This window comes from Lentibacter algarum (assembly GCF_040580765.1).
In the GTDB taxonomy this organism is placed as follows: Bacteria; Pseudomonadota; Alphaproteobacteria; order Rhodobacterales; family Rhodobacteraceae; genus Lentibacter; species Lentibacter algarum.
The window spans coordinates 1,084,161-1,110,162 of sequence record NZ_CP158687.1; the positions used below are offsets into that span (position 1 = coordinate 1,084,161).

Sequence of the window (26,002 nt, forward strand, 5' to 3'; positions counted from 1 at the left end):
CATTTTGACATAACAAAAGTTTTGTAAATTACTGAACAGAGCATTTGCGCGTTTTGTAAATTTGTTTATGTTGCGATGCAGAAACATGTTGAAACTATGAGAGAATTGCCATGGCCACGCGCACACTTGCCGGCAGTCGCATCAGAGAGCGGCGCATTGCTCAGGGGCTGAGACAGGCCGATTTGGCCCTAGATGTGGGCATATCTCCCTCTTATCTTAATCTAATTGAGCACAACCGCCGTAGAATCGGAGGCAAGCTGCTACAGTCTTTGGCGCACCGACTTGAGGTTGATCCTTCGCTTTTGGCGGAGGGGGCAGAGCAAGAAGTGATTGCTCGGCTTGGCAACGTGGCGGCGCGGCTCGGGGAAGAGATTGGCGTAGCTTCGAGCGCGGATTTTGCAAACCGGTTTCCAGGTTGGGCCAATCTTGTGATCCGCGCGGGGCGGCGTATTGATGAACTTGAGCGCAATGTTGAGACGCTGACAGACCGCCTGACCCATGATCCTCACTTGGCGGCAACGCTGCATGAGGTTCTGTCGACTGTGACGGCGATCCGCTCGACGGCCTCTATTTTGTCAGACACCCGAGAGATTGAACCAGAGTGGCGCGACCGTTTCCACCGAAACATCAATGAAGATGCAGGTCGTCTTGCAGACCGAGCGCAAGCTTTGGTCGGGTTTCTGGATGGCGCCAGCGATACCCAGAGCGAAGTTGGCTCGCCACAAGAAGAGGTGGCCGGATTTTTGAGTGCCTACGGGTGGCACTTTCCCGCTCTTGAAGAGGGGCGTGCGGGTGCGGTTGAGAGCTATTTGAGCGGTGCAGTGCAAATAAAATCGTCCAGCGCGCTGGCGATCGCTGGAAAATACCTTGATTGTTACGTGGAGGATGCCGAGCGTATGCCGCTTGCCACAATCCGTGCAGCGATTGAACAACAAGGGCCTGATCCTTTGCGGCTCTCCACTCTTTTGGGGCAGGATCTGGCCAGTGTCATGCGCCGCTTGGCGACATTGCCCGAGCATGGCTTTGGGCTTGTTGTCTGCGATGCATCAGGGACAATGTTGTATCGCAAGCCAACCGATGGGTTTTCTATACCACGATTTGGGGCGCTTTGCCCGCTCTGGCCCTTGTTTCAAGCCTTGAGCCGTCCAATGATGCCTTTGTCGCAGCGGGTCTTGATGCCTGGCCGAGGTGGGATGAGTGAGGCGCTCTTTGATACCTATGCAGTGGCGCAAGCTGTCTTGAGCACGGACTATGGGGCGGATCCGCTTTTAGAGGCGACGATGCTGATTGCGCCTGCTAATCTGGAGGGGCAGGGGCAAGGACGTGAAAGCGCTGGACGGTTGATCGGTGCGAGCTGTCGTATTTGTCCGCGAGAGAGCTGCGCGGCAAGGCGCGAACCCTCGATTGTTTCGGTTCGCTTTTAAGGCCGCGATGCATTGAACTCGCGTTCTGCTTTTGACAGGCGCACCTTTTGTGGTGATAAAGGTTCTACCCCAGCGATAACCCGCGCGGGGGGCGTCAGGGGAGGGACGATAATATGGGGAAAACCGTGGTTCTGGTCGAAGATGAACCGAACATCATTGAGGCAATAAGTTTTATTTTGTCTCGGGATGGGTGGGGAGTGCATACACACTCTAACGGAGATACCGCGCTGGCGGCACTGGAAAGCAAAGCACCTGATTTGATAGTGCTGGATGTAATGCTGCCGGGGCGCAGCGGGTTTGATATTTTACGCGATATTCGAAGTCATAAGACGCTTGGTGAGACGCCTGTCATGATGCTGACTGCGCGGGGACAAACAAAAGACCGAGAGCGCGCGATGGAACTGGGTGCAAGTCTCTTTATGACCAAGCCGTTTTCAAACTCTGACGTTTTGGCCGCTGTGCGAGAGCTCGCGGGCGCGTGACAGAGCGTGCTGCCTCAACGGCGACACTGGCCGCGAAACCTTCTCTGAGCTCTGCGCGGCGCAGGCCGTCAGAGGGCCAGCTCTTCTTGCCAAAAGACACATATCGCGAGCGGCGTGCTGTGGATGCGATTCGATTGTGGCCCATCTTGGGCGTGATTTGCTTTGTATTGCCGATCATTTGGACAGGCGCTGCCAAAAGTAATGTCGGCGCAATGGGTTATCTCTTTAGTGTATGGGCTGTGATGATCTTGGGTGGCGCGCTTTTGAGCCGACGCTTGCGTGGTGAGGCGGATGCACAGTCCGCCAACGCTCTTAAAGAAGACGCAGAACTTTGAATACCGCCGTCAATATTCTAGCGCTCATTTGCGCAGCCTATGCTGCGCTCTTGTTCTTTGTTGCATTTATGGCCGAGCGGGCCGCCAAACGCGGGCGGGGGCGCTGGCTTCAGTCGCCGATCGTCTACACGCTTTCGCTTTCGATCTACTGTACCGCCTGGACATTTTACGGGGCAGTCGGGTTTGCTGCGCGCTCTGGGCTTGAGTATTTGACGATTTACATTGGCCCGAGCCTTGTGATGATTGGCTGGTGGTGGGTGTTGCGCAAGCTGGTGCGAGTCGGCCGTGCGCAGCGGATCACTTCGATTGCTGATCTTATTTCCAACCGCTTTGGGAAATCCAACACACTGGCTGTGATGATCACCTTGATGGCTGTTGCAGGGACCACGCCATATATTGCACTTCAATTGCAGTCGGTCACGTTGTCGTTTTCTGCGTTTGCAGCGGCTGGGCCAGGCGATGCGGGCCCCACCTTGGGAAACAGCGAGGCCACAGCATTTTGGGTCGCCACTGGGCTAGCGCTTTTTACTGTGCTGTTTGGCACGCGTAATCTTGATGTGAACGAGCGCCACCATGGGGTTGTGATGGCGATTGCGCTTGAGGCTGTCGTCAAGCTGTTGGCGCTTCTAGCTGTTGGTGTGTTCGTCGTCTGGGGGCTTGGGGGCGGGCTGACCAAAGTGATTTCTCAGATTGAAGCCAGCGAGATTGCCACATGGGAGATTGCACCCTCTCGGTGGGTTGCGCTTACCGCGCTGTCTGCGGCGGCATTTTTGACGCTGCCAAGGATGTTTCAGGTCTTGGTTGTGGAAAATGACGATGAGCGTCACCTGCGCTTTGCCGCTTGGGCCTTCCCGACCTATCTTTTGTTGATCAGTCTGTTCATTGTGCCGATCGCTGTTGTTGGGCGCAGTATTCTGCCTGAGGGGACAAATCCTGATCTTTATGTTCTGTCGATCCCGCTGACGTCAGGAAATACGGGACTTGCCGTGATGTCTTTTCTGGGTGGGTTTTCCTCAGCCACCTCGATGGTGATTGTTGCGGCCATTGCGCTCTCGACGATGGTGTCCAACCATATCGTGATGCCGATCTGGTTGCGGCTGATGGGCGGCGGAGCCCTTATGTCAGGGGATTTGCGAAATGTGGTGCTGCTGTCGCGGCGGTTCTCGATCATTGGCGTCGTATTTTTGGGCTATGTTTATTATCGCGTCTCTGGCGGCGGGGCGGCTCTGGCTGCGATTGGTCTTGTGTCTTTTGCAGGGGTATCGCAGTTTTTGCCGGCTTTGCTGGGGGGGTTGTTTTGGCGTGGCTCAACCCGAAACGGTGCGGTGGCGGGTCTTCTTTTGGGCTTTTCCATCTGGATTTGGACGATGTTTTTGCCAAGCTTTGGGCCTGATGCGGCGCTCTCGGCGTCTGTCTTTTCTGAAGGTCCTTGGGGCATCGGTGCACTCAGACCGCAAGCTTTGTTTGGATTTGAGGGATTGGATCCGCTTGTACACGCGGTTTTTTGGAGTCTTAGTCTGAATACTTTGGCATTTATTGTCGTATCTCTCGTGAGCTTTCCCGCGCCGCTCGAACGCTTGCAGGGCGCGCAGATTGTCGATGTGTTTCGACACTCAACACGTGGGCAGCGCTGGCGCGGTGGGATGGTGCAAAGTGAAGATCTGTTGCTTATGGCGCAGCGGATCATTGGTGCAACTCAAGCGCAGAGTCTGTTTCGACGCGTGGCGCGTGCGCAGGGGCTTGAAGGCTATTTGCCAGAACCAACACCTGAGTTTCTCAACCAGTTGGAGCGCGAATTGTCTGGCTCTGTTGGCGCCGCAACCGCGCATGCCATGGTTGGACAGATTGTTGGCGGTGCGGCTGTCTCAGTGGATGATCTGATCGCTGTGGCGGATGAGGCGGCGCAAATCATGGAGTATTCGAGCCAGCTTGAAGCCAAATCCGAAGAACTCATCCGTACGGCGCGACAGCTTCGAGAAGCAAACGAAAAGCTGACCGAGCTTTCGCATCAGAAAGATGCGTTTTTAAGCCAGATCAGCCATGAGCTGCGCACGCCTATGACATCGATCCGTGCGTTTTCTGAAATTTTGCGCGATGGGGAAGGGCTGACAAGCCAAGAACAGAGCAAATACAGTTCAATCATTAATAGTGAGTCAGTGCGTCTCACGCGTCTTTTGGACGATCTTCTTGATTTGAGCGTTCTGGAAAATGGCCAAGTCTCGATGAATGTTGAGCAAGGCCCACTCGTTGATGTCCTAGATCGGGCGGTGTCTGCTGTCGGGCTGTCTGGGAAGCTAGAGATCGTGCGGCGGCGGGAGCGAGAACAGGTTGTGCTCAATACAGATCTTGACCGTCTAAGCCAAGTTTTCATCAATCTGATTGCCAATGCTCAAAAGTACTGTGCCGCGCCTAATCCGACTCTCAAGATCATTGCACGGGCGAAAGACGGGCGCTTGAATGTCGACTTTGTGGATAATGGAACAGGGATCACGCGCGACGACCAGCGGGTTATTTTTGAGAAATTCTCCCGTTTAGGTGATGATCGAGAGAGTGGAGCGGGGCTTGGTCTTGCGATTTGTCGTGAGGTTATGGAGCGTCTTGGCGGCACAATTAGCTATTTGCCCGGGCAGGGTGGGACCGCGTTTAGGGTGTCTTTACCTCTAGGCGAAAAAGGCTGAACAGCCCTTATTAATCTCGTTTGATAAGAAGATGGTAACGGATTGGCGCTAGACCCGAGGGACACACACCGCAAAGAATGGCGGCGGAGGCTATGGGCGAAATCAGTGCAAATGACGTTTTGCGCCGAAAGGCGCGGGCAGGGCTCGAAGAGCGCAAAGCGCGGTTGATGTCGGCTGCGCGCGCGATGCGTCTGTCTTTGTCGCGTGCGGCTGAAACATTGTTTGAGTTGGCTGTGAGTGTCTCTGATGTCTTCGAAGAGCAGCTGAGCCAAGAAGCCCTAATGCGCTCGGTTGAGGCGGAAATGCTGTTTGTTTTGCTGGATGGACCGCAGGGCGCATTGGGTGTCATGGGGATCGATCTGCCGTTGGTAAACGGCATCGTTGAGAAACAGACAATTGGACGTGTCAGTGAGCGTGTCGGTGCAAGCCGTGCTGCCACTGCGACGGATGCGGCACTGATTGCCCCTTATATTACGCGGGTTCTTGAAGGCATGAGCGAGGAACTCAGCATAAAAGATCGTGCGCTGACCGAAGGGTTTGCATTTGGCGCACGCATTGAAAGCAAGCGGCACCTGGGTCTTTTGCTGGAGGTTCCTGACTATCGAGTACTGCGGGCGCAGATTGAGCTTGAAAGTGGTGTGAAGCGGGGTGAATTGGTTCTGTGTCTGCCGATCGGTACCCCAGAGAGCGTGAACGCGACACAGGTAAAGGCGGCCTCCAAAACGGCTGAGACGCAGGACGTTAGGCGGCTGCGCGATGGAGCGTTGATGGAAGCCAGAGCGGTTGTACGCGCTGTGATTCACCGTCGCCAAATGACATTGGGTGAACTCTCCAATTTGAAGGTTGGGGAGCAGCTTCGCTTTGGAGCGGGGGCTTTGGCGCGGGTCGAACTTGATATGGGTGTCGGGGCCACGAGCTTGGGCCCTTGTAAGCTGGGCAAGCAAGACGGGATGCGCGCTTTGAAGTTGCAGTTTGGCGCTAGAGCGCAGATCAAGACACCGTTTGAGCCTATGGGGGAGACAGATGTTTGGCTGGCGGAGGATGCCTTGCAGGAGGCGTATTCAGGTTTGTCAGCGAAATCGCCGATGCAACCAATCACCGTCGATGATTTGCCTGACCTAAGCGATTTGCCAGGGTTTGAGGCGGAGGGGGGCACGACAGATCCTTTTGAGCAACTCAGCGGGCTAGAGGAAGATGTTTCACAAGTAGGCTGAGGTGCCTTGGCCAGGTTTTGTGAAGCTTTCACCATTTTTGATCATGTCTCGCAGCCGATCAGGTTCTGCAAAGAATTCTGGGCGCAGGGGCTTGAGCCTGCGCAGAGACATTTGAAAACTGGTAAGTCCCATGGCTTCAGCCTCAAAGAAGGGGCCGCCATAATCTGGCGTAAAACCAAGTGTTGCGGTTGCTATCTGATCCAGCTCCCACGGCGTTGCCACTATGCCTGCTTCGATCAAGCGTGATCCAGCTGCATAGAGTGCGACTGTCGCAAGAAGCGCCACTTCGTTCCCTCTTGGGGGCTCGGGGGGGGGGCCATAACCCGTCTGGCTAATTTGGCTGCGCCAATGGGCAACCGTCTTATAGGCTTCCTCTGTGAGTTTGCTACGTGATGGATCAAAAGCTGATGTGCCTTTGCCGCCCTCAAAGCCAGCCTTGAGAAATGCCGCATTGAGGCCTGGGGCAGCGCTTTCCAAAACATCGCCAAAAAACGCGTTTATCCGAAACGGTTGGGCGCGCTGGCCCTCGGCGTTTTGTGCGGCATAGGGCTTTACCCGACAGGGCAAGGCGGCATCTACGTCCTCTGGACGCGCGCCTTGTGCCACGGCTTCTTCGGCTGCGAGACATAGCGCCGTAAAGAGGCGCGAAGAGACCAAGCCGTTTTGGGCAGCCTGAAATGAGGGCGTGATTCCGAGACGCCTGAGCGCGGATAACATCGGCGCTTGATGACGCTCTGTGCGCGCAAACTCAGGCTTTAGCGCAATTTCCGCAAGTTCTCCGCTGCCGATGTCTGGGTGAAGTTGCAGGGCGGCGACTTTCGGCGTCATCAACTCGCTGAACTCAGCTGCACCGCTGCGCATCCCTGACGTGAGCAGAAGGACTGTGTTCTCGGCACAATGTGCTTTGATTTGTTTGATTAAGCCGCTGATCTCATTGAATGCGTTTCCACCCGTCTGTGTGGCGCACTCAATGACAAAGTCAGATGATTTTAGACTTTCAAACCCAGCCCCTTCGGACAGTAAATTCATACTCGTTTCGACTTGGCTGACTGGCAGCATCCTGCGGGCAACGCGTCTTCTCAACTCTTCTTCAATGACGTTCTGGAAGGCGGCAAAACTTTCGTTTGCTAAGGTGATAATCTGGACAGGCAGTTTTGCGCGCATGGCGTGGAGGGTGATGCTGCGAGCTTGTTTGCCTGTCCCTACGAGGGTGAGACTGGCTGGCGCAGGGGTGTTCGGATGACCGCGCAGGCCCGCGAGCTTTGCCGCGCGGCGATAGGTCTTGCTGCGTGACAGGTGTGTTTGTTGGAGATCTTCATTCTGGATGCCTGCAAACCGTAGCGCTGCGCTTTTCGGTAGGAGCTGAATGGCTTCCAAAGCTGCAAGGGCTGCCTCTTTTTGCGCAGACGCCACTGTTGGGTTGGAGCGCTCTTGGCGCATGGCATTTATTTCGGCTTGATAGCGGATTGGGTCCGCCAGCGCAGGGGTGCGTTTCTTTGGGGTTGCGTAGAGGTTTCGTGCAAGCTCGGCCGCCTCACCAACGACGTTTTGAACGACGACTTTATCGAAGAGTGGCGCGAGATGGGGTTGGGAGATGGGAATGTCTGCTAGGGTTTCGAGAAGTTTGATGCTGTAGCGCGGGCCGAGTGTTGTTGTGAGGGTGTAGATGGCCGCTGCACTCGGAAGTTGTCCGAGCTGAAGGCTTGGCAGGCAAACACGGCTGGCATGATGAATAACACGCGCCTGAGCGGCGAGGGCAAGCTCAAGCCCTGCATCGGCAATACGTCCGCGCAATGCGGCTACGACAGGCATTGGCGCATTGCTGATTAGGGTGGTGAGCACATCAAGGCTTGGGCTAGCTTGGCCAAGCTGGCGCTCAGCTAAGGGCAGGTCAATATCGAACGCCGCGCCTTCACCTGTGATAACGATTGCGTCAATATCAGGTGTTGTGAAGATCTCTGAGAGCACGGTCTCAAGCTCGGCGCGTAAACTTTGGGAAAATCTGCCTGCGGCAGGGCGTGTGAGGGTTAAAACGGCGACATGATTGCCTATTTTAGTTGAGATAAATGCACTTGGCGGGCGTATCACAGCGATGCTCCGTTCCTTTAATAAACTGAGTTTGCCGCCCTACGCTGCTATTGGCAAGCTTTAGCGTCCCTTTGGAAAAGGTTGACGAGAGTGTTTGACATATAGCATATTTTGAATATATTATATGGCAGACACCAAGACTGGCCAAGGAGGGCAAGATGAAAGCCGAAGTAAAAGGGTTTTTTGACGACGCGACCAACACGATTTCCTATGTGGTGAAAGACCCTTCGGGAAGCGCTTGCGCGATCATCGATTCTGTTTTGGACTTTGACTATGCCTCTGGGCGCACAGATACGCGATCGGCGGATGCGGTGATTGCATATGTTGAGCAAGAAGGTCTCAAAGTGGAATGGCTTCTCGAAAGCCATGTGCATGCTGATCACCTCTCGGCTGCGCCCTATTTGCAGGAGCGTGTGGGCGGCAAGATCGGAATTGGCGCGCAGATTGTTGCTGTGCAAGATACCTTTGGCAAGGTGTTCAACGAAGGCACAGAGTTTCAGCGGGATGGCAGCCAATTTGACCAGCTGTTTCAAGAAGGCGATAGCTTTCAGATCGGGCAGTTGCGCGGCGATGTCTTGCACACACCCGGGCACACGCCCGCTTGCATGACATATGTGATCAGTGACGCTGCCTTCGTCGGCGACACACTCTTCATGCCCGACTTTGGGACCGCACGTTGCGACTTTCCTGGTGGGTCGTCGGATGTTCTCTTTGAATCTGTACAGAAAATTCTCAGCTTGCCTGAGGAGACACGCATTTTTGTGGGACATGATTACAAAGCTCCCGGGCGCGACGAGTTTGCTTGGGAGACAACTGTGGGCGAGCAAAAAGCGGCCAACATCCATGTGGGTGAAGGGCGTTCAAAGGGCGAGTTTGTAAAAATGCGCGATGAGCGGGATGCAACATTGGCGATGCCAAAGCTGATCATTCCGTCGTTGCAGGTTAATATGCGAGCAGGGCAGATGCCGCCTGCGGACGAGCAGGGGGACGTCTTTTTGAAAGTTCCCGTCAACAAAATATAGCTCTCATAGGCGAGACAAGATATTGGCTCATGCGAACGGGCCAAACCAACAGGACAAAAGGAAACGTGAAAATGGAACCAGATTGGATCTGGGGGCTCGGTGGCGGGCTTCTTATCGGACTTGGCGGTGCAGTGCTGCTGTGGGGCAATGGGCGGATCATGGGCGCCAGTGGCATCCTTGGTGGCTTGGTTGACGGAACCGGGCGCCATGATTGGCTTGAGCGGCTCGCGTTCCTCGCCGGCACATTTCTGATGCCTTTGGTACTCTATCCGCTTTTCACGAAGGTCGACACACATATCAGCCAAAGCGCAGTCGTGCTTGTTGTGGCGGGTCTCTTGGTGGGAGTCGGAACGCGTGTGGCCAATGGCTGTACGTCAGGGCACGGCGTGTGTGGGATTTCGCGGCTTTCGCTTCGCGGGATCATGGCAACCTTGTTTTACCTGCTTGCTGGCGGGGTGAGCGTTTTGCTCTTTCGTCATGTTTGGGAGGTGATCTGATGCGGGTTCTGTTTTCACTTTTGTCAGGCGCGCTCTTTGGTGCTGGCCTGTTTATTTCTGGAATGACCGACACGAGCAAGGTCCAAGGTTGGCTCGATATCTTCGGGAACTGGGATCCGACACTGGCCTTTGTCCTTGGTGGTGCGATTGTACCCATGTTTATCGCTTGGCGGCTCACGAAGGGGCGGCGCCCAGTCACTGCGGCGCAGTTTCCTCCGCAACCGCCTGTGGAGATTGATCGACGTTTGGCCTTTGGATCGCTTCTGTTCGGGGCAGGGTGGGGTCTTGCTGGGCTTTGTCCGGGCCCTGCGATTGCCTCGCTTGGCTATGGCGGGACTTTTCATTGGGTGTTTTTTGCTGCGATGCTCGTCGGCATGTGGCTTACGCCGTACATTTTGCGCTTTGTTCAGCGCCCAACTGCTGCATAAAAGGAGCCTGACATGGTTCATCAAGTGACTGACACCTATTTTGTATCTCCCCAGATCACTCCGGAGGCGATGGCTCAATTGGCTGAGCACGGCTTTAGTGATGTGATTTGCAACCGTCCTGACAGCGAGATTGGCCCTGAGCTTCAGCATGATGTGATGGAACAAGCAGCGAAAGCTGCGGGACTTGCTTTTCACTTTCATCCACTGGTGCACCAAAGCCTTCTGGAGACGTCTAATTCTGAGCGCCAACGTGACATTCTTGCTCATGCTGAGGGCAAGGTTTTGGCCTACTGTGCCTCAGGCAACCGGAGTTCTGTTGTCTGGGCGCTTGGGCAAGCGGGTGTGTTGCCTGCCGACCAGATTATCGATGCGGCTGCTGGAGCAGGGTATGATCTGAGCCAGCTGCGCCCGATGCTTGGATAGGCATCAAGATTAGCCCAGAAGCACGCCTGCGACCACGCAGCCAAGGCCCAAGGCTGATAGACCCAGTGCGCCCAAGTTCCATGGCAAAACAGCCTGAACGCGGGCGCGCAGGGCTTCATCTGATAGGTTTTCACGGCGCGCGGCGTTGACCTTGAAGATCGACCAAATGAGGCCGACGAGGCCCAAGACAGTCAGGGCTGCGCCTGTATAAACGAGGTATTCCATGGGGCACTCCTTTGCTTGGAAGAGCGCCTAGCGCATGATTGGGCGTACGGCAAGGGAAACACCTTGCAGGACGGGCAGCGGGGCGCTAGCAAGGCAGCCTAAAGACAGCAAAGCCAGACTGGAGAGCACGCTATGGACGACACTTCAACACCATCGAGTTACCGTGTGACCGCAGACGAGCTGCGCCAGTTTATCGAGCGCTTCGAGCGGCTTGAGGCAGAGAAAAAAGACATCGCTGAGCAGCAAAAAGAAGTCATGGCTGAGGCGAAAGCCCGCGGTTATGACACAAAAGTGCTGCGCAAGGTTGTTGCTTTGCGCAAGCGCGACGCGGACGATATTGCCGAAGAAGAAGCCATGCTTGAAATGTATAAAGAAGCATTGGGTATGTAAGCGCTTCGGCCAGTCTCTCAGGGCGCGATGTAGTTCACGCCTGGGATACGGCTAATTTCAAAGACGTCTTCATCATAAATATCGCTGAGCTCATCAACGAGGGCCTCTGTCCATCCGGGCAGATCGAGCTCCTCCTCGATCATGTCGTCTCGGCCAAATTTATCTAAAAACGCCGAGATCACGCGGCGTTTTTGCATTTCTGATAGATCGACGTTGTCTGCTAGATATGCGCGAAAACGCTTCATGCCTTCAGATGTCATGATCTCAGAGATCAGATCAAAGCCGCCTTTTATTTTTTCATTTGGATTTATCCCCGCGAGCTCGCGGATCACTTGCCCCCAGATGAGGGGCGTGTCTTCATTACACCAGACAGTAAGTGAGACATTCGGATTGTTTTCGCGGATGCGATAGATCAGGTCGGACCAGCGCAGATCGCGGGGGTCTGCACCGAAAGTCATATCGGCAAAGTCTTCAAACTTTGTGCGCCGAAACTGTGCTGGCAAGTAAGTTGCTGGATTGCAGATGCCTAGGAAAACTTCGATGTCGTCGCCCTCAAACAGCTCTGAAAGAAGCTGCACGCGCTCATGACCTTTGTCATAAAATTGCCCTCCGCGCAGCGCCATGTTGGGCACGCAGAAGAAGTTCTCATTGGACAGTAGAAGGCGTTCGCAGTTTTCTTCCTCAAGAATGGCTTCGATCATAATATCGCGCGCATCTGGGCTTGGCGCGTTTTCATGCATGGCCAGAAGCGTCTGGTGCAAGAGTTTACGATAGCGGCTCGGGGGGGGGACATTGACACCAAGATTGGAAAAGTCGGGGCGGTTTTTGAGCAGGCATTTGATGATACGATCTTCATCGGTATTGTGTGCGCCAGCGTGAAAGACGATTTGCATGGACGGCCCTTACTTTTTAACTCACCTTCTGCTTCTCTTTTTAGCGCAGGTTTATGTCTAATATACGGTCTTTTCTGGACAGTTAAACCTCAATCGGGCATGAGCAGAGCATGGATAAAGCGCTCTCTTCTGCAAAGCCGCAGTCGCGGCTGAAGCCCGACCCTTGGTCAGCCACGGCCTTGTTGATTTCTTTGGTGGTGCTCGCGCCTATTGTGGCGGTGGGTACGCTGGCGCTCTTTCCAAGCGAGAACATATGGCCCCATCTCCTCGCAACCACTTTGCCGCGCTACTTGGGTAATACGCTCGTTTTGATGGCAGGCGTGGGGCTGTTGGCGGCGCTTGTCGGGACAGGTGCGGCATGGCTGATTGCGCGTTACGAATTTCCTCTGGCACGCTGGTTTGAGTGGCTTTTGCTTTTGCCCTTGGCTGTGCCAGCCTATGTGGGGGCCTACGCGCTTGTGGATCTTCTGGAGTACGCAGGTCCTGTGCAAACGGCGTTGCGAGCGGCCTTCGGTTGGGAAAGCGCGCGCGACTACTGGTTCCCAGAGATCCGCTCGCTCGGCTCGGCCATCATTGTGCTCGCAGCTGCGCTTTATCCCTACGTTTATCTACTCGCACGCGCGGCGTTTCATGAGCAGTCAGGGGCGAGTGAAGAGGTGGCTATGTCACTCGGGCAGGGCGCTTTGCGGCGGCTCAGACGGATCGGTCTGCCTCTCGCGCGGCCTGCTGTAGCGGCAGGCACGGCGATCGTGATGATGGAAGCGGTCAATGATTTTGGGACTGTCGACTATTTTGCCGTACAAACCTTAACGACAGGTATTTTTAGCACGTGGCTCGAGGGCAATAATGCAGGTGGCGCGGCACAGATTGCCTGTGTTGTGCTGCTCTTGGTTATATGTCTCGTGACACTGGAAAAGATTTCGCGGCGCAAGGCCCGTTTCTTTAACCAAGGCGGACGGCATAGGGCGATTTCACGCAAGCGGTTACGGGGCGGCTGGGCGCTCTTGGCCACGTTGGGCTGTGCTTTGCCATTTACCGTTGGGTTTCTGATCCCTGCGGGGACCATCCTGATCCATGCGCTTGCACGAGCCGAACTCTGGGCAGACCCTGCGCTTTATAAGGCAGCATGGAACACGGTGGTTGTTGGCTCCTTGGCTGCCTTTCTCACCGTGACGGGGGGCCTTCTGCTCGTCTATGGTGTGCGGCTCTCAGGGCGTACGCTGCCGCGCCTCCTGCAGCCTATCACGACGATTGGGTATGCTGCTCCAGGGGCTGTATTGGCGGTTGGTATTTTGCTGCCCTTGGCAACGTTTGACAATGCAATGGCTGATTTCGTTCTTGGGCTGACGGGTTTTGATCCAGGGCTGATTCTGACTGGCTCGTCGTTTGCATTGGTGCTGGCCTACTTTGTGCGATTCTTTGCAATTGGGCAGGGGGCTGCAGATGCGGCGCTAGAGCGGGTTTCGCCCTCGCTCTCAATGGCTGCGCGCTCTTTGGGGCGGCGTCAGGGGCAAGTTTTAAAAGAAGTTTATATGCCTCTGATCAAAGGCTCTGTTGGCTCGGCGCTTTTGCTGGTTTTTGTGGATTGTGTGAAAGAGTTGCCTGCGACTCTGCTTTTGAGGCCCTTCAATTACGACACTTTGGCGACGCGGGTTCATGATCAAGCGAGCTTGGAGAACCTTTCTGACGCCGCGCCAGCAGCTATTTTTATCATAGTTGTAAGCCTTTTTGCAGTGATCTTGCTCGCACGCGCAAATAGGACAAATTTTTAGCTTGCACAGGCGAGAATCCTGCCTTAAATCCCCCCGCAGTGCCCCTATAGCTCAGCTGGTAGAGCAATTGATTTGTAATCAATAGGTCCGCGGTTCGAGTCCGTGTGGGGGCACCAGTAATCACTTAAAAATAAGAAAAACCACGTGTCTACAGTGGGTTGGACCATTGTTTGGGACCGCTTTTGGGACCAGTCGGTCGTGTTTTTTGCGTGATTTGTCACAGATGGACCTACCTGGCGCTTGAAACGCGTCATGATTGAGCTGACAGTTAGCTCATGGATAAGACTATGCCCAAACTCCCAGCCTATGTTTTTCGCAGAGCGAATGGCTCTTACCGATACAAACGCAACGTGCCCAAGAAGTTGGTTGGGTTGATTGGCAAGGCCACGTTGTATCGCCAGCTGGGGGAGAGCTACGCGGAAGCTATGCGGAACCTGCCAAAGGTCCACAGTGAGATTGAGAAACTGTTTCGGGATGAAGCTCACATGCCATCCAGTGAGCGCGCTTTGGCGATCATCCGAGGGGCCCTTGGCAGTGAGGTTGCTGAGCAGGTCCTAGCAGGGCAGGTGGTGGAGTACAGTCAAGAGGACTACGCTCTGAACGAGTTGGCCAAAGAGATTGCTGGTAAGCTCTCTGAAGACATCGTCACGCAGATCTACACGGGGCGCTTGAAACAGCCAGCGCTGACGCTTCAAAAGGCACTTGGTGAGTATCAGGCATACAAGACAGAAGATGCGGGGGAGAGCCGTGAGCTGGAGCTGCGGGTTGCGAGGGCCCTGAAGGATCTGGGAGCCGCGATCGGAAAGCAGAGAGTGGCGCAAACACCTTTGGGTGAGATTACGCGGGCAGACGCAAACGCCCTTCGAGACTATCTGCTTGAGCGTATGAAGCCTAGCTCGGTGCATCGATATATCACCGTTGTCAGGGCTGCGGTGAACTACGTGATTACCGAACACAGCCTCAACATCCCCAACGTCTTCAATGGTCTGCGCATCAAAGGAGCTTCGGCGAGCGTTGAGGACAGGTTGCCCTTGAATGATCATGATCTTGCAATGGTTGCCCCAAACTTTGAGGATGACCCTGTGGCTCAGGCGCTGTTCGTCACCTTGACCGATACCGGTGCACGTCTCTCTGAAATCACAGGCCTTGAGGTAAGAGATGTTGATTTGCAACAGCGCTCCATCACGATCAGACCTAATGGGATCAGACAACTCAAAACCAAGGGCTCCCAACGAACCCTCCCGCTGAGCCAGAGGGCCCTAGAGTTGCTCCAGGGGCATCGGAGAGGGAAGGGGGATAGTGACCCAATCTTTGCAGAATACTCTCGTCCTCGTGGCAGAGATGCGGCCTCAGCGATGATGATGAAGCGCCTTCGCAGGAGTATCACCGACAAGAAGCTGACCATGCACAGCCTTCGCCACCGCATGAAGGACAAGCTGCGCAACACAGGCTGTCCAGAGGCCATCTCGCTGGCCATCCTCGGTCACAGCACCAACACAGTCGCTGCCAACTACGGCTCAGGCTACGCGCTGGAGGTTATGCGAGAGCATATGGAGAAGGTGTGGCAATGACGGAGCCACAGGATATTTTTTGCAAAGACAAAGCCCGAGCATTCAACCCGTTCTTGTGTGCGAGCAACGATAAGCTGAAGACACTGATCAGAGAAGTCCAAACACAGCTGGAGGGTTATGAGGCCTTCCACAAGAGCCGCAAGCGTGCTCGCAGGGCGGTTGATCAGATCACCTATGAGCGCACCCTTGAGGCGATCCTGTGTGACCTCTGTGCTGTTGCTCTTGAGCGAGAACACAACTGTCTCCACCTGCCGCTGAGCAACAAAGTCCTGAGATCAAAGTCCCGGTACAAGGGAACAGCCTTGGGCAAGACCCTACCAGACCTCTTGACCATGATGTCAGCACCAGAGATGGACTTTTTGCTGATCGAGAAGGGACACAGCACCTTTGAGGTGGTCGATGATGATCTGAACGTGGCCTTTGTGGGAGGACGACAAACCATCCTGATGCCAGGCCCCAAGCTGCTCTCTCGGATTGAACGCTACGCGATCACAAGAGATGACCTCAGCCAGGCAGCTGAAGAGGAAGTGGTGATCCTGCGATCTCCCAAGCGTCACGCGAACAGCATTGCAGAGTATGAGGACTACGAGGACGATCAGACCACCCTGGCTCTGCGGGACCAAATGAGGGACATCAACGCCTGGCTCCACGCAGCAGACATTACTTGCAGCCATCTTCAGGTGAACTCAGCACAACGCCGTCTGCGCCGCATCTTCAACAACTCAGACTTTGCCCAAGGTGGTAGGCTCTATGGCGGCTTCTGGCAGGCCATGTTCTCAGGCGAACGTCAGGAACACATCCGTATCAACCAGGATGCTGTGGTGGAGTTGGACTACGGCCAAATGAGCCTCTTGCTCTTGTATGCTGAGGCTCAAGCACAAGAACAACTGCCCTCAGGGGACCTTTATGACCTCACAGAGTATGGCATCCCAGTGATCTGTCGCCCAGGTATCAAGAAGGTGATGCAGGCGATCATCAACAGTCCGGCGCTCCCCAAAAGGCTGCCCAAGGGAGCTCGCAAGTACGTCCCGTCACGGATCAGCATGAGAGAGCTCCTCACCGCTGTGGAGCAGAAGCACCCGGCAATCTTCCCCTTGATGACCTCAGGCCTAGGCATGCAGCTCTTCCGCACGGAGGCGGATATCCTTGTGGGGGTTCTGGAAGCCCTCAGGTGCCAGGGTATTGTTGCGCTGCCCATCCATGATGCTGTTCTTGTTGCTGAAGCAGACAAAGGCACAACGATGAGGATCATGAAGGAGGTCTTCAAGGATCACACCGGGATCACCCCTCAGGTCAGCCTGGGGTAGGGCCTGCAAGCCCACCGCTGGTGTCCCTCTCGGCAAGACGAGAGGAAGACCCGCAGAAGCTACCCTCAAGGATATGAGGGCTACCTGTAAGGCTAGGTGTTGTTGTGTGTGGGTAAAAGAAGAACAGAAGAACAATACCACCCTAGGATAGATCCTAAGGGGGTCCTCCAACCCTCCTCATATAGGGGACCCGTATGGAGCCCCCCAAAGTATACCCAAGGATCAATGATCTGTAACACCGTCGAGAACGTCACCCTGTATCCCGGCACACCCCCAGCAAGCACCTGAGAGAAGCTCACAAGACCTCCCCACAGGGAGATCCAAGGACTGGCCCTAGAGGGTGAGTGTGGCTGTGATGAATAACAGAAGAACAATAACACCTAAGGGGCCCCTAACAGGCACCTGAGGGGAACCCTGGGAGGGGACCCTACGCGCTCTCCACCTAGGGGGCCCGTAAGAGCTGGGGGTACACCCAAAAGCAAAATATGTGCCTGGATACTTGGATGCTTGGATAGTTGGTACAGCGCCGACCGTTGCCACTGTAGCACCTTGGGGGGCGATAAAGGCACACCTTTTATGAGTTGAAAGTGCCTGGAGAGTTGGAGAGTTCACTCCTAGAGCGCTGATATTGCGCCATAATCTACTCTCCAACGAGGCGCGTGCGCTTGGAGAGTTGTTGGCGAGTTGCGGTGTTACTTTGGCGAGTTGGGCTGTCTCAAGCCCCCCGCAAAAACTGAGGAGATCCTCGCATCTATGGTGATCACAATCATCATGGAGACCGATCATGTTTACGACCTTTACGGCCCTTGTTCTTGCAGGGGGCGGGCTTCGGCTTGTCCTGCAGTGGCAGCTGAAGCGACGCTGGGACATCTCACTGGCAGTACCCCAGGCTCTGGCGGGGGCGCTTGTTGTTCTGGCGGGACTGCCTGAGTTCCTCAAGCCCTTGCCCTTTCCAGTGCCGCTGAGCCTCACTCTTGGCCTGCTGCTGCCTGACCTTCTGCTGAGGAGGGGCTGAGATGGATCAGCACAGACCCCCCATCACGCCAGGCTGCACAGTGCTGCTTGCTGGCTTTGATGACATCCCTGAGCATGCGTTCCTGGTGGAGGAGGTCTTTGAGGACCTCATCACTGGGACAGCCCTCACAGGACCTCTCTCTGGGGAGTACGGAGAACCAGACATTGCGTTGGTTCTTCGGGTCCTTCCTGGACCAAACTAGCCCAAGCAGGCGTCAGGGAAGGGCTTAGTCCCTGACGCATGTTGTTCTGCATCACAAAACCCAACCCACACCCCACAAGCGGGGCAATTGCCCCAGAAAGGAGACGTCATGTCGCCACAGATCAAATACGCCTACAAGAGGCACAACACCTGGGTCTACCGCAGAACCTACCCCAAGGCTCTGCAGCCCATCCTCGGCAGCGCCCTCAAGCAATCCCTCAAGACCAGCGATGCCACCCAAGCCAAGACCCGTGTGGCTGAGCTCAACCAAACCTTTACAACTCTCATCAAGGAGGCTCAGGCCCATGCCGCTGCTACCTCTCTCACCGCTACTCCCACTGATACCCTCACTGCTGGCCAAGCTCCTCGACTGGGGGTTACTCGCCCTCGATATCAGCGTGCTCGTCTTGTGGGGGATGGGCTGGTAGCGGAGCTGGCTCAAGCCTACCTTGCTGAGGCCTCTCAGCGCCTACGTCCTGGCAGTTACAAGTCGGTGCGCTTTGCGCTGGAGTTGCTCTGCTCGCATCTGGGTCAGCAGCAGGTAGGAGCGCTGACCCAAGCACAAGGTCGGGAGGTCCTGGGCTACATCACCCAGCTCTCTCCCAACGTGCGCAAGTACAGGGAGGGGAAGGAGGCCATCTTGCCAGAGCTTGCAACTCTCTCCCGGGAGCAGGAGAGCACCACGCTGGCACCCCAGACCCAGGCGCGTATCCTGAAGCAGATGTCCCAGTTCCTTGACTGGTGCGTTGGGGAAGGGGAGCTGCACTCAAACCCCTGGGCAGCCCTCAAGGTCAAAGACAAGCCAGAGGTCCATCCCCACGGAATGCTGAGTGATGAGCAGGTGCGTATCCTCCTCAGTGCCAAGGACAGAGTCCTGCACAGTGCTCTGCTCTTCGGGTTGCTCACAGGTATGCGCTCAGGCGAAATCTGCGGGCTCATGGCGGAGGATGTCACAGCCAAGGGCAACCTGGGGCGCTTCATCAGCATCAAGCCCAACAGGGTGCGTTTGCTGAAGTCCAAGGCAGCAGAGCGGGAGGTGCCGCTGCATGGTATCCTCGAGAACCTGCTGGACACGGCACTGCCAACGTCAGGAAGGCTCTTTCCGCACCTCAGCGTGGACAGGGTGGTGAAGCGCTACGCTTACCTGCGCAGGCGTCACCCAGAGCTCAGCGGCACGGTGTTCCACTCCACCCGCAAGTGGTTCATCACCCAGTGCGAGCGCACAGGGGTCCCCGAGCACTTCACCGCAAGCCTCGTGGGTCATCACTCTGCGAGGTCGGCCAATAAGCTGACCTATGGCCTCTACTCCGCAGGTATATCCGATGCGCAGAAGCGGGAGATCGTTGAAGGGGTGAGGGTGCCAGACTGGGAGGGCGTCCCATGAACGGCTCCCGTGAGGCAGACCCGAACCTTATCCTTGATATCGAGGCCTTCGAGTAACGGGCCGCCATCGCACAGTATGATGAGGGGCTGACACTTGATGAGGCGGAAGACCTTGCCGCTCAGGACCAAGGCTTTGGCAGTGCCGCAGACTACTGGCACTGGCTGGCCACTTACGTCGCCAACCGAGGGTTCACCTAGGCCAACCAAAATAAACCCCGTCCGGCTGCTCTATGCGAGTGGTCGGGCGGGGGATGTAAACCTATTTTTTTGAGATGCAGGCTGCTCGGACGGCAAACCTGCGAGAGGCAAGTCACAACGACCCAATAGCAGACGTTTGTTGGCATCAAGACGGAGAGCAGCTTTGCGGACTTTGCTACCTTTTGCTTATGCCTCTATTGCGGACGCAGAAACCTTTCGCAAATGCGGTATGAAACGCGCGGCGACGCGGCAGATTTCTCCAAACCGGCCGTTCAAGAGCAGCAAACCCGCAGGATTTCAGGCCCGCCTCTCGCTGCGATCATTTTCAGCCCGCAACCAGTCCAAGAATGCCTCTGCGCCCTGAGACATCGGCTGATCCGTGAAAATGACAAAGTAACCAGCGTTTTCAACTCTGACATCGGACAAGCGGACAAGCGTGCCGTCGTCAATTTCTGGCGCGATCAGATCATCCCAAAGCGCCAACCCCTGACCATCCACCACCGCCTGAACGCGGCTGTTTGAGTCAGGAACCGTCAAGCTGGACCGGCTGGGTGCGTACGGCAGCCCTGCAGCTTTGTGCCAGGCGCGCCACCCCGCATCGCCGGAGCTGTCACCCAAGAGCGGAAGCTGCCTGACCGCTTCGGGCAATCCAAGCTGCCTTACCTGCTCAGCAACTGCACGGCTGGCGGTTGGCACAGCAGGCAGGGACAGAAGAAGTTCGCTCTTATGACCCTCCCAGCCGTCAATTCCCCAGAGGATTGCCATGTCGACTTTGACCGATCTCATCATGTCGACGGAATTGATCGGTTCGATCCGCAGGCTGATACCGGGATTGGCCTCAAAAAAGCGGGTGAGCCTTGGCGACAGCCAGCGTGAAGAGAAGTAGGTCAGCGCGCCAACGGTCACGGCACCTGAGACAGTGCCACGCAGGTCTTCGATTTCACGGTCGATCTGGCTCAGGGCCGTTTGGGACACATGCCACAATCTGCGCCCTTCTTCTGTCAGTCCCAGTTTTGCGTGCGTGCGCTCGAACAGACGAAAGCCTAGCTCGGCTTCAAGCTTGTTGATTTGGTAACTGATCGACCCTTTCGACTGATGCACCTCGTCCGCCGCCTTGGTCATCGACAGAGTGCGGGCAACGGCATCAAAGATCTTGAGGGCATCATAAGAACGAAAGCGCATGAATATTGTCTAACTTTTTCGAACGACTTGTGCAAATCATTAGATTTGCGCTGAGCGCAGTTGGTCCAATATCACTAACTCAATGCGTGGCACCCATCTGTCCTTGTCGAAGATCACCCGCAGGCGTCTAACAACTCTGAACGGTGAACAATATGACAACTGACCTTTCCCACTTCCGCTTCGTCGCCAAAGCTCTCCCCAATCAGGGCGCGCGACCCCGCGAATTGGCCCGCACCATGCCGGCCCATCCGCTGAGCTACATGGAACTGCCATATGATCCCGAATACACGCTCTATAACTTGCGCCTGACGCCAGAAAAGCTGGACACGGCCACGGATGACGAGATGTATTGGGCCGTGCGCACCAATGTCATTTTCCGCCACACCGGCGAATTGCCAATCGAGATTAGCGGGCCGGATTCTGAGGCCCTGCTGAACAAGGTTTTCACCCGGAGTGTCAGCAAGGTGAAGCCGGGGCGCTGTTCCTATCAGTTTGCCTGCTATCACGACGGCGGCATGATCACCGACGGGGTGCTGTTGCGGTTGTCGCAGGACAGGTTCTGGATGGCGCAGGCCGACGGCGACCTATTCAGCTGGTACAAGGCCCACGCCGAAGGGCTAGACGTGAAAATCCACGACCCGAATGTCTGGGTAAGCCAGATTCAAGGCCCACGGTCGCTGGACTTGCTGGCTGCTGTGCTGGACGGCCCCATGCCCGATCCTTTCCGCTATTTCGACTGCGCCGAGGTTTCCATCGCGGGGCAGACCTGCTGGATTAGCCGCTCGGGCTTCACCAATGAACTGGGCTGGGAAGTCTACATGTTACCCGACACCGACATCCCCGCCATCGGTGACAAGATCATGGAGGCAGGTGCTGCCTTCGGCATTCTGCTGACCGGAACACCAGTATTCCGCGCGCGGCGGATCGAGGCAGGGTTGCTCAATGCCGGCTCGGATTTCGGGGCGGAGACGACGCCGTTTGAGGCAGGGCTTGGCGGATTTGTCGAATTTGATGATCGCGATTTTGTTGGCCGCAAAGCGCTGGAGGCATCTGACAAATCCTGCCGCACCTGGGGCATGCGGGTCACCGGCGGTGTCGCACAGCTTGGCCGCGTCATCACCATTGATGGCGAAGAGGTCGGCCGGGTCTGTTCTTCGGGCTATTCGCCCTATCAGGGCTGCGGTGTCTGCATCGTGCGCATGGATGTCCTTGCACAGGGTTCGGGCACAAAGGTGGACGTGCTTTGCGCTGATGGTTCCACCCAGAGCGGTGAGCTCTGCACCCTGCCGATGTATGATGCGGACCGCCTGATACCACGCGGCAAGCTGGTGGACATCCCCACAAGCCCAATAGCGGCGGAATAACCATGTATGACCTAGCGCTCCTCACCTCCCATGCTCCGGCCCAGTCCGACATGAAGACGCACGAGATCACCATCGGCGCATTGCTGCGCGAGGTTACTGTCGCGCGGCCTGATGCAGAGGCCCTTGTGGAAGTCAGGCAGGACGGATCGACAGGGCGGCGTTGGACTTACGCCGAACTGCTGGCCGACTCCGAGCGGCTGGCCATGGCGCTCTCCACCCGGTTTGCGCCCGGCGAGCGGGTGGTCATCTGGTCGCCCAACAGCCCCGAATGGGTCCTGATGGAATATGCCTGCGCGCTGTCCGGGCTGGTGCTGGTTACTGCGAACCCGGCCTTTCAGGCGCGGGAGTTGGCCTATGTGCTGGAACAATCCGGCGCGGTCGCCTTGTTTCTTGTCGAAGAATTTCGCGGCAACCCGATGGGCCGGATCGGGGCTGAGATGTCGGCGAATATTTCAACGGTGCGCGAAGTCACTGACATGGAAAGCACAGCGCTTTACGCACAAGGGGCGCGACCGCCTGCTGTGCCCGACGTCGCCCCGACCGATGCCGCGATGATCCAGTACACGTCCGGCACCACTGGCTTTCCCAAAGGGGCGGTGCTCAGCCATCGCGGGCTGGTCAACAATGCACGCTTCTACGCGTCCCGCTGCGGCGCGACCAAGGCGACCACCTGGGTAAACATCATGCCGATGTTTCACACCTCGGGCTGCGGTATGGTTACGCTTGGTTGCCTGCAGGCGGGGTGCCGCATGGTGCTGATCAATCTGTTTGATCCGGATGTTGTGCTTGACCGGTTGGAAGCGAACGGCGCGGACATCATCCTTGGCGTGCCGACCATGGTGGTGGCCTTGCTCGATGCACAAGAGGCGTGTCCGCGAGACCTGTCGGCCCTGAAGCTCGTCAGCTGCGGCGGCTCGATGGTGGCCCCCGAACTGGTGCGAAGGGTGCAAGTGCTGATGGGGGCAGGTTTCTCAACCCTATACGGGCAGACCGAACACAGTCCGGTGATCACACAACATCATCTGGACGACAGCATCGACGACATCTGCAACACGGCTGGCCAGGCAGTGGCGCAGACCGAGGTCTCGATCCGCAGCGTCGTTAACAATAGTGCTGTCGCCGTCGGAGAGGTCGGGGAAATCTGTGCCCGCGGCCCCTGCGTCATGCTGGAATACAACGACAACCCCAAGGCCACGTCCGAGACCGTCGACGCGATGGGTTGGCTGCACACGGGCGATCTGGGCCGGATGGATGCGCGCGGCTACGTCACCGTGACGGGACGGGTCAAGGAAATGATCATCCGGGGTGGCGAGAACCATTTTCCGGCCGAGATCGAGAACTGCCTGTTGGAACATGGCTGCGTGGTCGAGGTCGCCGTTGTCGGCCTGCCGGACCCGAAATGGGGTGAGGTCATCGGCGCGTTCATCCGCGGCACAGGACCACTCGACAAGGGCGCGCTGCATGCTCATTGCCGCGCAAACATATCCCCGCAGAAAACCCCGAATGTTTGGGTGCTGGTCGAAGACTTCCCCCTGACCGGCTCGGGAAAAATCCAGAAATTTGTTCTCCGCGATCGTTTCGTCGCCGGGGAATATTCTGAACTCTGACAGACAGGAACTGCCATGCAAGACGCATCCAAACACTATATCAACGGCCAATGGGTCGCCTCGGTCGACGGGCGCGAAATGGCGGTTGAGAACCCGTCTACTGAAGAGAAGATCGCCACGATCACTTTGGGTGGCGTCGCAGATTCTGACGCGGCCGTCGCCGCAGCCAAGGCAGCTTTCCCGGCCTGGGCGGCAACAGATCCTTTGGGCCGGATCGCCGTACTGGAACGGTTGATGGAGGTCTACAAATCGCGGGCCGAAGACATGGCACAGGCCATCAGCGTTGAGATAGGCGCACCTATTGCGCTTGCAAGAACTACACAGGTCGGTGCCGGGGCGGGGCATCTCAAGAACACCATTCGGGCGGCCAAGGCTTTCGCCTTTGAGCGTCCCCTTGGGGAGCACGCGCCCAGCGACATGATCCTTTACGAGCCGGTCGGTGTCTGCGCCCTGATCACCCCGTGGAACTGGCCGATGAACCAGGTGATGCTGAAGGTCGCCCCGGCGCTGGCGGCAGGCTGCACGGTGGTGCTGAAACCATCGGAACTGTCGCCGCTCAGCGCCATTCTGCTTGCCGAGATGATTGATGAGGCAGGTTTCTCGCCCGGTGTGTTCAATCTTGTGAACGGAGATGGCACTGGCGTTGGCACGCATCTCACCGCGCACCCGGATGTGGATATGGTCAGCTTCACCGGGTCCACCCCTGCAGGTGTCGCGATCAGCAAGGCCGCTGCGGATACCGTCAAGCGCGTCAGTCTGGAACTGGGCGGCAAGGGGGCCAACATCATCTTCGCCGATGCCGATGAAAAGGCCGTTACGCGCGGCGTGCGTCATTGTTTCAACAACTCGGGCCAGTCCTGCAACGCGCCGACCCGCATGCTGGTGGAACGCGGGGTCTATGACCAAGCCGTTGAAACCGCCCGTACGATAGCCGAGAAAACAGAGGTCGGACCAGCGGATATCGAAGGTCGCCAGATCGGGCCAGTTGTGTCGGAATTGCAGTTCAACAAGATCCAATATCTGATCAAGAGCGGCATTGACGAACACGCCACGCTGGTCGCAGGTGGCCTTGGCCGCCCTGTGGGGCTGAATCGAGGCCACTTCGTGCGCCCCACGATCTTTGCAGATGTCACGCCGGACATGACGATCTGGAAGGAAGAAATCTTTGCGCCGGTTCTTGTGATGACACCGTTTGACACCGAAGAGGAGGCCATCGCGCTTGCCAATGACACGCACTATGGTCTGACGAATTATGTTCAGACTGCCGACAAAACACGCGCTCGTCGGGTGGCGCGCGGGCTGCGGTCCGGTATGGTTGAGATGAACGGAAAATTCGGCGGTGCGGGCTCGCCTTTCGGCGGCATGAAGCAGTCGGGCAATGGCCGTGAAGGTGGTGTCTGGGGTCTTGAGGAATTCCTTGAGGTCAAGGCCGTCAGCGATTGGGAGTGAGCATGGCAAAGGTTCTGTACGAGAAAGATGGCCGGATCGGGCGGATCACCCTGAACCGACCTGAAGTGATGAATGCGATCGACGATGATCTGCCGCGCGAACTGGCGGCGGCGGTTGCAGAGGCCGACCATGATCGCGACGTACACGTGATGGTCCTGTCCGGCGCAGGAAAGGCATTTTGCGCAGGCTACGATCTGGCCCACTACGCGGCGGGCAACGGCCCCAACAAGGTGGTGCAGGACATGCCCTGGGACCCAATGCAGGATTTCCAGTTCATGTGGGCGAACACGCAGGCCTTCATGTCGCTCTTTCGGGCGATGAAGCCGGTGATCTGCAAGGTGCATGGACACGCCGTCGCGGGCGGATCAGATATTGCGCTCTGCGCAGACCTGACTGTCATGGGCGACACCGCGCAAATCGGTTATATGCCAACACGTGTCTGGGGCTGCCCGACAACGGCGATGTGGGTGCACCGACTGGGGCCGGAAAAGGCCAAGCGCATGATGTTCACGGGTGACAAGATAACCGGCGTTGAAGCCGCAGAGATGGGACTGGTGCTGAAATCCGTGCCTGACGCTCAGCTCGATGCCGAAGTCGAGGCGCTGGCCGCCCGGATGGCATCCGTGCCGATCAACCAACTGGCCATGCAGAAGATGGTGATCAACGCGGCCGTTGAAGAAAAAATCAACCAGACCCAGCGCATTGCCACAGTATTCGACGGCATCACCCGCCATTCACCCGAGGGCATGAATTTCAAAGCCCGCGTGGAGCAAGTCGGCTGGAAACAAGCGGTGCAGGAACGGGACGCCGGAACATTCGACTGGACCCGCAACAAACCCTTCGACTGATAATTC

The 26,002-nt window shown here is 56.6% G+C and carries 24 protein-coding genes and 1 tRNA gene; 21 read left to right on the plus strand and 4 right to left on the minus strand.

The genetic code is table 11. The features are described from left to right. The first annotated feature begins 110 nt into the window (after positions 1–110). From DSM117340_RS05190 to DSM117340_RS05210, 5 genes are all read left to right on the plus strand, one after another. A complete protein-coding gene (locus tag DSM117340_RS05190; protein ID WP_089888411.1) occupies positions 111–1,424 on the plus strand; it encodes a helix-turn-helix transcriptional regulator in 1,314 nt (437 codons plus the stop codon). 113 nt (positions 1,425–1,537) lie between these two features. After that, positions 1,538–1,906 carry a response regulator gene (locus DSM117340_RS05195; protein ID WP_089888413.1) on the plus strand — a complete coding sequence of 123 codons (369 nt, stop codon included), beginning with the start codon at positions 1,538–1,540 and terminating at the stop codon, positions 1,904–1,906. Then, positions 1,903–2,241, plus strand: coding sequence for a hypothetical protein (locus DSM117340_RS05200; protein ID WP_245724362.1), 339 nt, complete (start codon positions 1,903–1,905; stop codon positions 2,239–2,241). Before DSM117340_RS05195 ends, DSM117340_RS05200 begins: the two co-directional genes overlap by 4 nt. A 68-nt stretch (positions 2,242–2,309) precedes the next feature. Continuing rightward, positions 2,310–4,919 carry an ATP-binding protein gene (locus DSM117340_RS05205; protein WP_089889052.1) on the plus strand — a complete coding sequence of 870 codons (2,610 nt, stop codon included), beginning with the start codon at positions 2,310–2,312 and terminating at the stop codon, positions 4,917–4,919. Positions 4,920–5,011: 92 nt separating this feature from the next. Beyond that, complete coding sequence (locus DSM117340_RS05210; protein WP_177170624.1) at positions 5,012–6,133, plus strand: FliM/FliN family flagellar motor switch protein; 1,122 nt, start codon at positions 5,012–5,014, stop codon at positions 6,131–6,133. Here DSM117340_RS05210 and DSM117340_RS05215 read toward each other — a convergent pair. Further along, positions 6,119–8,221: an enoyl-CoA hydratase/isomerase family protein gene (locus DSM117340_RS05215; RefSeq protein WP_089888416.1), complete on the minus strand. Its 2,103-nt coding sequence runs from the start codon at positions 8,219–8,221 to the stop codon at positions 6,119–6,121. The two genes, DSM117340_RS05210 and DSM117340_RS05215, sit on opposite strands and share 15 nt — an antisense overlap. Before the next feature lie 158 nt (positions 8,222–8,379). Here DSM117340_RS05215 and DSM117340_RS05220 point away from each other — a divergent pair, with 158 nt between their 5' ends. From DSM117340_RS05220 to DSM117340_RS05235, 4 genes are all read left to right on the plus strand, one after another. Beyond that, a complete protein-coding gene (locus DSM117340_RS05220) occupies positions 8,380–9,243 on the plus strand; it encodes an MBL fold metallo-hydrolase (protein WP_089888418.1) in 864 nt (287 codons plus the stop codon). 71 nt (positions 9,244–9,314) lie between these two features. Beyond that, positions 9,315–9,740, plus strand: a complete 426-nt coding sequence (locus DSM117340_RS05225; protein ID WP_089888420.1) for a YeeE/YedE thiosulfate transporter family protein — start codon at positions 9,315–9,317, stop codon at positions 9,738–9,740. Then, a complete protein-coding gene (locus DSM117340_RS05230; RefSeq protein ID WP_089888422.1) occupies positions 9,740–10,168 on the plus strand; it encodes a DUF6691 family protein in 429 nt (142 codons plus the stop codon). Before DSM117340_RS05225 ends, DSM117340_RS05230 begins: the two co-directional genes overlap by 1 nt. A 12-nt stretch (positions 10,169–10,180) precedes the next feature. Beyond that, positions 10,181–10,591: a TIGR01244 family sulfur transferase gene (locus DSM117340_RS05235; protein WP_089888424.1), complete on the plus strand. Its 411-nt coding sequence runs from the start codon at positions 10,181–10,183 to the stop codon at positions 10,589–10,591. Positions 10,592–10,600: 9 nt separating this feature from the next. Here the strand turns inward: DSM117340_RS05235 and DSM117340_RS05240 are convergent, their stop codons facing one another. Beyond that, positions 10,601–10,816, minus strand: coding sequence for a hypothetical protein (locus tag DSM117340_RS05240; protein WP_089888425.1), 216 nt, complete (start codon positions 10,814–10,816; stop codon positions 10,601–10,603). A 132-nt stretch (positions 10,817–10,948) separates the two neighbouring features. Between DSM117340_RS05240 and DSM117340_RS05245 the strand changes: the two genes are divergently transcribed. After that, positions 10,949–11,206, plus strand: coding sequence for a DUF2312 domain-containing protein (locus tag DSM117340_RS05245; protein WP_089888427.1), 258 nt, complete (start codon positions 10,949–10,951; stop codon positions 11,204–11,206). Positions 11,207–11,223: 17 nt separating this feature from the next. Here the strand turns inward: DSM117340_RS05245 and DSM117340_RS05250 are convergent, their stop codons facing one another. Further along, entirely contained in the window at positions 11,224–12,099 is an 876-nt protein-coding gene (locus DSM117340_RS05250) for a hypothetical protein (RefSeq protein ID WP_271437070.1), read from the minus strand. Positions 12,100–12,209: 110 nt separating this feature from the next. Between DSM117340_RS05250 and DSM117340_RS05255 the strand changes: the two genes are divergently transcribed. The 7 genes from DSM117340_RS05255 (at position 12,210) to DSM117340_RS05285 (ending at position 19,349) form a co-directional block, all read left to right on the plus strand. Further along, positions 12,210–13,871 carry an iron ABC transporter permease gene (locus DSM117340_RS05255; protein ID WP_089888429.1) on the plus strand — a complete coding sequence of 554 codons (1,662 nt, stop codon included), beginning with the start codon at positions 12,210–12,212 and terminating at the stop codon, positions 13,869–13,871. Positions 13,872–13,911: 40 nt separating this feature from the next. Further along, positions 13,912–13,987, plus strand: a tRNA-Thr gene (locus DSM117340_RS05260). A 171-nt stretch (positions 13,988–14,158) separates the two neighbouring features. Beyond that, positions 14,159–15,442: a site-specific integrase gene (locus tag DSM117340_RS05265; RefSeq protein WP_354689885.1), complete on the plus strand. Its 1,284-nt coding sequence runs from the start codon at positions 14,159–14,161 to the stop codon at positions 15,440–15,442. Then, a complete protein-coding gene (locus DSM117340_RS05270) occupies positions 15,439–16,749 on the plus strand; it encodes a hypothetical protein (protein WP_354689886.1) in 1,311 nt (436 codons plus the stop codon). Before DSM117340_RS05265 ends, DSM117340_RS05270 begins: the two co-directional genes overlap by 4 nt. A 784-nt stretch (positions 16,750–17,533) precedes the next feature. Next, complete coding sequence (locus DSM117340_RS05275; protein ID WP_354689887.1) at positions 17,534–17,764, plus strand: hypothetical protein; 231 nt, start codon at positions 17,534–17,536, stop codon at positions 17,762–17,764. Between the two features lies 1 nt (position 17,765). Further along, positions 17,766–17,966, plus strand: coding sequence for a hypothetical protein (locus tag DSM117340_RS05280; protein WP_354689888.1), 201 nt, complete (start codon positions 17,766–17,768; stop codon positions 17,964–17,966). A gap of 87 nt (positions 17,967–18,053) precedes the next feature. After that, entirely contained in the window at positions 18,054–19,349 is a 1,296-nt protein-coding gene (locus tag DSM117340_RS05285) for a DUF6538 domain-containing protein (protein ID WP_354689889.1), read from the plus strand. 494 nt (positions 19,350–19,843) lie between these two features. Here DSM117340_RS05285 and DSM117340_RS05290 read toward each other — a convergent pair whose 3' ends face one another. Beyond that, the gene (locus DSM117340_RS05290) at positions 19,844–20,728 is read right to left on the minus strand and encodes a LysR substrate-binding domain-containing protein (RefSeq protein ID WP_354689890.1); all 885 of its coding nucleotides are present in this window, start codon (positions 20,726–20,728) and stop codon (positions 19,844–19,846) included. A gap of 152 nt (positions 20,729–20,880) precedes the next feature. Between DSM117340_RS05290 and DSM117340_RS05295 the strand changes: the two genes are divergently transcribed. From DSM117340_RS05295 to DSM117340_RS05310, 4 genes are read left to right on the plus strand one after another with little or no spacing between them, the layout of a single operon-like run. Beyond that, positions 20,881–22,092: an aminomethyltransferase family protein gene (locus DSM117340_RS05295; RefSeq protein WP_354689891.1), complete on the plus strand. Its 1,212-nt coding sequence runs from the start codon at positions 20,881–20,883 to the stop codon at positions 22,090–22,092. A gap of 2 nt (positions 22,093–22,094) precedes the next feature. Further along, positions 22,095–23,699: an AMP-binding protein gene (locus tag DSM117340_RS05300; RefSeq protein WP_354689892.1), complete on the plus strand. Its 1,605-nt coding sequence runs from the start codon at positions 22,095–22,097 to the stop codon at positions 23,697–23,699. A 15-nt stretch (positions 23,700–23,714) separates the two neighbouring features. Then, positions 23,715–25,148: an aldehyde dehydrogenase family protein gene (locus DSM117340_RS05305; protein WP_354689893.1), complete on the plus strand. Its 1,434-nt coding sequence runs from the start codon at positions 23,715–23,717 to the stop codon at positions 25,146–25,148. 2 nt (positions 25,149–25,150) lie between these two features. Next, positions 25,151–25,996 carry a crotonase/enoyl-CoA hydratase family protein gene (locus tag DSM117340_RS05310; RefSeq protein WP_354689894.1) on the plus strand — a complete coding sequence of 282 codons (846 nt, stop codon included), beginning with the start codon at positions 25,151–25,153 and terminating at the stop codon, positions 25,994–25,996. Positions 25,997–26,002: the final 6 nt, after the last annotated feature.